Source organism: Streptomyces sp. NPDC102462, assembly GCF_044765425.1.
Taxonomy (GTDB): Bacteria; Actinomycetota; Actinomycetes; order Streptomycetales; family Streptomycetaceae; genus Streptomyces.
Genome location: NZ_JBIWKB010000129.1, coordinates 1 through 5,010 on the forward strand (window position 1 = coordinate 1; position 5,010 = coordinate 5,010).

The window sequence follows — 5,010 nt, forward strand, 5'->3', positions numbered from 1 at the left end:
CGCAGTTCTGCCATCTGTTCAGAGGAGAGATCCATACCTGACTCAACGATCACAGAAGCCTCAGGTTCCATGAACAGGATCACGAGACACTAGTCGGCCGGACCCCCCGCCGGCACCCCGATACGCACCGTCCCAAAGCACCCCTGCCGACGACGACCGGGAACACCGGAACAACGGGAACACCCCAGGTGACAAGCGGTCCCCGCGGCCCATTCGGCTGCCCTCCTCCCGCATGTCCCGCGGGAACACGGCCAGGGATTGGGCCGAGTGGGTGGGGTCGAATCCACCGTCATGGCGTCATCCTTCGCCCTCACGCACCTCCTTTCGTGCGTGAGAGGCGTCCGGGCAGTGGGCGTCGCCATGTCAGAAAGGCCCGACTGTGCACCCGAATCCGACATCGCGTCGCTCCGGACCACGGGTGAGCGTGCTTTCCCTGGGAAAGCGGCCATCGGTGCAGGCCCTTGGTCTCGGAGCGGCAAGACCGGCACAGCCTTCCTATCTCCGGCTAGGGCTGGCCGCAGCCCTGCTCCTCGCCGCCGTTGCGCTCTACGCCTTCAACAAGTGGTTCCGCTCGGTGGAGGCCGCCCTCGGCGAGCATGTCCTCGGGCTGGTCACCACCGGGACCACCGGTTTGAACTGGGACCAGGCGGTCGCCTTCTTCGGGCTCGGCACCCAGCACGCGATGGGCCTGAGGATCACCGCGGGATGCAGCTCGGCGATGCTGATCATCCCGCTCTTCCTGGTCGGCGCCGGTTTCATGCTCAGCCGTCGCTCCACCGTCGCGCGCGTTCTGGCGGGGACCGCCATCGGTGCCGCCCTGCTCGTCGTGACGAACCAGCTGCGCTTCGGTCTGATCGCCCTGTTCTCCCAGAAGTGGGGCTACGAGGGCTTCGGTTGGGCGCACACCGTGATCGGCTCCATCGTCAGCCTGGTGGGTGTAGCCCTCTCGGTGACCATCCTGCTGCTGGTGGCGATGCGGCGCCGGGAGCCGCGTACCCCGCTGAACGGAGTGAGTGCATGACACAGTTCCAGGAGAGCGGCTTCGTCGGTCTGGCGATGGCGCTCGCGCTCATCATCAACGGTGTCTTCACCGTCTATGTGGTCCTGCTGGTCATCGCGTTTCTGCGGGCCAAGCCCCAACAGCCGGGCCGCGGCGAGGACTTCGCCTGGCACTTCTTCATCCCGTGCCGGGACGAGGAGCACGTGATCGGCGACACCCTCCGCTATCTGCGTGAGCACTACCCCACCGTGCACCTGTGGGTCATCGACGACGACTCCGACGACTCGACGGCGGCCATCGCCCGCGACCACGCGGCGCGTTCGCCGTTCGTGCACCTGGTGCAGCGACGCCGCCCCGAGGCCCGTACGGGCAAGAGCCATGCGCTGAACGCCGCCTACCGGGCGCTCGACGACTGGCTGCCGGACGGCACCGACCGGTCCTCGGTGATCGTGGCCGTCTTCGACGCGGACGCGCGCCCGTCCCTCAACGTGCTCGACGTGTGCGCGGGACCGAGCCTGTTCGGCGATCCGAAGATGGGCGCCGTGCAGATCGAGGTCCGCATGCTCAACAGGGACGTCCGTGAGCCGCTGCCGGGCGGGACCCGGCTGCAGAACTGGTTCGGCCGCACACTCGTCCGGTTGCAGGACATCGAGTTCCGGGCGGCCATCTCCGCCATCCAGACGTCCCGGCGTACCACCAAGAGCGTGTGCATGGGCGGGAACGGCCAGTTCAGCCGGATGAGCGCGCTGGACGAACTCGCCGACGGCGAGCGGGCACCCTGGCGCGGCTCGCTGCTGGAGGACTTCGAACTCGGCCTGCACATCATGCTGGCCGGCCACCGCACCGGCTACGCCACCGAGGCGTGGGTGGACCAGGAGGCCCTGCACAACCTGCCCCGCTTCGTGACGCAGCGCACCCGTTGGTGCCAGGGCACCATGCAGTGCATGCGCTACCTCTCCAAGACGTGGCGCTCGCCGCACCTGTCCAACGCCGGTGTCATCGAGATCTCGTACTACCTGATCCAGCCCTGGCTGTGGCTCGTGGGAACGGTGATCTACCCGCTGCCGATCCTGATCTTCCTGAACAACCTGGTGCTGTACCCCGACGAGACCATGAACTTCCTGAGCGCGGGCGGCGCCGTCCTGTTCTCGTTCTACCTGCTCTTCGGCATCGCGCAGTTCGCGGTCTGGGGCTATCTGTACCACCGGCGCTGCGACCGCTCTCAGGGGCTGCTCCGGTGCATCGGCTGGGGCATCGCCTACTCCACGATGATCTATCTCTTCTACGTCATCGCCTGGCGCGCGTTCGGACGGCTGGTCAGCGGGCGCGTCGGCTGGGCCAAGACCCGCCGCAACTCCGAGGTCATCGTCGTCGGGCCGATCGCCAAAGAGGCCTGACGCACCGTCATCACGTAGGACTGCGAGACAACACGACATGAGAGACATGCGAAAACGCACAGTCTTGCTCTTCGCCGCCGGGCTGCTGCTGACGGGATGCGGGCGCGGTACGGGTGCTGCGGCGCCGGTGCCGTCCGCCATGCAGGCGGTGGGCTCCTGTCACACCTTCCGCACCCAGCAGGAGATGATCCAGCCGAGTGACATCGCGCCTCCGGTGCCCTGCGATCAGCCGCACCGCACCGAGACCTTCCAAGTGACCGACGTCGAGGGGCAGTTCGCCACCTACAAGAAGCGGCCCGACCCGGAGCAGATCGCCGCCTACGCGCAGGGACGCTGCTACGACGCCGAAGCGATCCGAAGCTACCTGGGAGCCGGGCCGCGGGACACCGTGTCCTTCTCGGTCTGGCCGCGGCTGCCGACCCGGGCGGAATGGGCCAGGGGCGTACGCACCCTGCGCTGCGACCTGGTGCCTCCGGTCCAGAAGGAGGAGAACGGGCCCCTCACGTCCTTCTCGTTCCGTGACGTGCTGACGAGGCCGGAATCCTCGACCGTGCGCGTCTGCGAACTCGGCGGTGCGTTCGTCACCTGCGATCACCCGCATGACCGCGAGGAGATCGCCACCTGGCAGGACCTCCGCCCTTCGGTGCAACCCGAGGACGCCCAGAAGGTCGCCACCGAACTGTGCGAGCCGGTCGTGCAGGAATTCCTCCAGGCCAAGCTGGCCAGCAGACCGGACCTCACGATCAAGGCCATCACGCCGAACAAGGACGAATGGGAGAAGGGTGTCAGGGCGGTGAAGTGCGGTGTCGGCCCGGCTGCCGCGGGCGCGACCATCGTCGGCACCCTCAGCGGGTCCGCGAAGGGACAAGTATGACCACGACTGTCGCACGCGCGGCTGTGAGCAGGGCATCGGTACGCCTGCACATGGTCGGTGAACCCAGCCGCGTGGCGGTGCGCACAGCGGCCCTGACCGCAGGTGTCGGCTGGACGGCCGTGATGCTGCTGCGCCTGCTGCTGGGCGGCGTGGTCGGCATGGGGGACGACGGAAACGGCGACCGGCTGCTCTGCATGTTCGGCGTGGTGGGCAGCCACCCCTGGAACGCCAACCCGTCGGCCCACGTCTATCCGACCTGGGTGCCTCACACCTATTACGGCGAGGCGTGCGGCGTGAAGGAGTCGGGCGAACCGTACTACTCCTCACAGCTGTTGGTGCTGGGGCTCGCCAAGACGCTGACGCCGCTGCTCGGTCTGCCCGGCGCGCTAGATCTGCGGGCGGCCGGGTTCGTGCTCGCGCTGGCCTTCGGGGCCATCATCGCCCTGCTGGTCACGCTGCTGCCGGGTCCCCTGTGGTTGCGGCTCGTGGCCACCGGCGGCATCGGCCTGGTCATGTGCGATTCGGCCTTCGCCGACTGGTTCATCTCGCCCTACAGCGAGGTGGCCGGGATGGTCGGCCTGCTGCTGCTCTGCCCCGCGCTGCTCCTGTTGTGGCGCAGCCCGATCGCGCCGCTGAGCGGAGTCGTGCTGACCACGGCCGCGGTGCTGTTCGCGATGACGGCCAAGACGCAGATGCTGTCGGTGCTGCCGGTGGCCATGCTGGCGCTGCTCTGGTTGCCGAGTGCGCGGCGCAAGAACAACAAGGCGGCCGCCGCCAACGCCGCCGCCAAGGACAACAGCGCCCAGCAGCGGCTCAAGCGGTGGCTGGCCGTGCGCTGGCCCGCGCTGATCGCGTGTGTCCTGCTGTGCGGGGTCGCCGTCGGATTCACCGCGACACAGCCGAAGCGGCTCAACCAGATCGTGTGGTACGACGCCGTGTTCCTGGAGATGCTGCCGCACAGCCCGGACCCGATGGGCGACTTGAAGGCCCTGGGCGCCGATCCCCGGCTGGTCACCTCCATGAACACGGTGATCTTCGACCCCAACTCGGCCGCCAGGACGCCGTACTGGGACGACTTCAAGCGGAACGTCACGCCGGCCAAGATCATGCTGCACTTCCTGAAGCACCCCACTCGGCTGGTCGGCATGGGTGCGCGCGGTCTGCAGGGCATGACCAATCCGACCCTGCATCACATCGGCTCCTATCCGGCCGACTCCGGTCACCAGCCGTTCGCCAAGGAGCGGCGGATCGTGGTGGTGACCAAGATCTTCGAGTTCTTCCGGTCGGTGCCGGCGCTGATTCCGCTGCTGTGGCTCGGGACGATCGTGCTCGGGGCCGTGCTCGCCAGCCGGACCTGGGCCCGGCAGTCGGCACGCGCCGTGGGCCGGCTTGCGGTCTGTCTCGTGATCACCCTGCTGCTGCAATTCGGGATGGTCATCATGACCGAGGGTGCGTCCGACCTCAACAAGCACCTGATCACCGCGGACTTCCTGACGGCCCTGTGCATTCCGCTGTCCGCGCTCTGCTTCTGGCTGCTGTACCGCCGGGAGCACGCGATGGAGCCGGAGGGGCCTCAGGCCGGGTGACGACGCGAAAAACCGGGTGGGGGGGGGGGGGGGGGGCCCCCCCCCCCCCGGGGGGGGGGGGGGGGGGGGGGTTTTTTGGTGTGGTGTTTAGACGGCGCCCCCCACCCCCGCTGGGTACGCTCAACAAACGACAACACACAAAAAAAAAAAGAG

4 protein-coding genes are annotated in these 5,010 nt (G+C 67.9%); all 4 read left to right on the top strand.

What is annotated here, in order from left to right; genetic code table 11:
• The first annotated feature begins 451 nt into the window (after nt 1-451).
• The 4 genes from ACIRFL_RS43425 to ACIRFL_RS43440 are packed head-to-tail and all read left to right on the top strand — an operon-like array spanning nt 452 to nt 4,857.
• Entirely contained in the window at nt 452-1,021 is a 570-nt protein-coding gene (locus tag ACIRFL_RS43425) for an archaeosortase/exosortase family protein (protein ID WP_404041189.1), read from the top strand.
• Nucleotides 1,018-2,397 carry a glycosyltransferase family 2 protein gene (locus ACIRFL_RS43430; protein ID WP_404041193.1) on the top strand — a complete coding sequence of 460 codons (1,380 nt, stop codon included), beginning with the start codon at nt 1,018-1,020 and terminating at the stop codon, nt 2,395-2,397. Before ACIRFL_RS43425 ends, ACIRFL_RS43430 begins: the two co-directional genes overlap by 4 nt.
• A 46-nt stretch (nt 2,398-2,443) precedes the next feature.
• On the top strand, nt 2,444-3,271 hold the full coding sequence (locus ACIRFL_RS43435) for a septum formation family protein (protein ID WP_404041196.1): 828 nt from the start codon (nt 2,444-2,446) through the stop codon (nt 3,269-3,271).
• Nucleotides 3,268-4,857 carry a hypothetical protein gene (locus ACIRFL_RS43440; protein ID WP_404041198.1) on the top strand — a complete coding sequence of 530 codons (1,590 nt, stop codon included), beginning with the start codon at nt 3,268-3,270 and terminating at the stop codon, nt 4,855-4,857. The genes ACIRFL_RS43435 and ACIRFL_RS43440 overlap by 4 nt, the downstream gene beginning before the upstream one ends.
• The last annotated feature ends 153 nt before the right edge of the window (nt 4,858-5,010 follow it).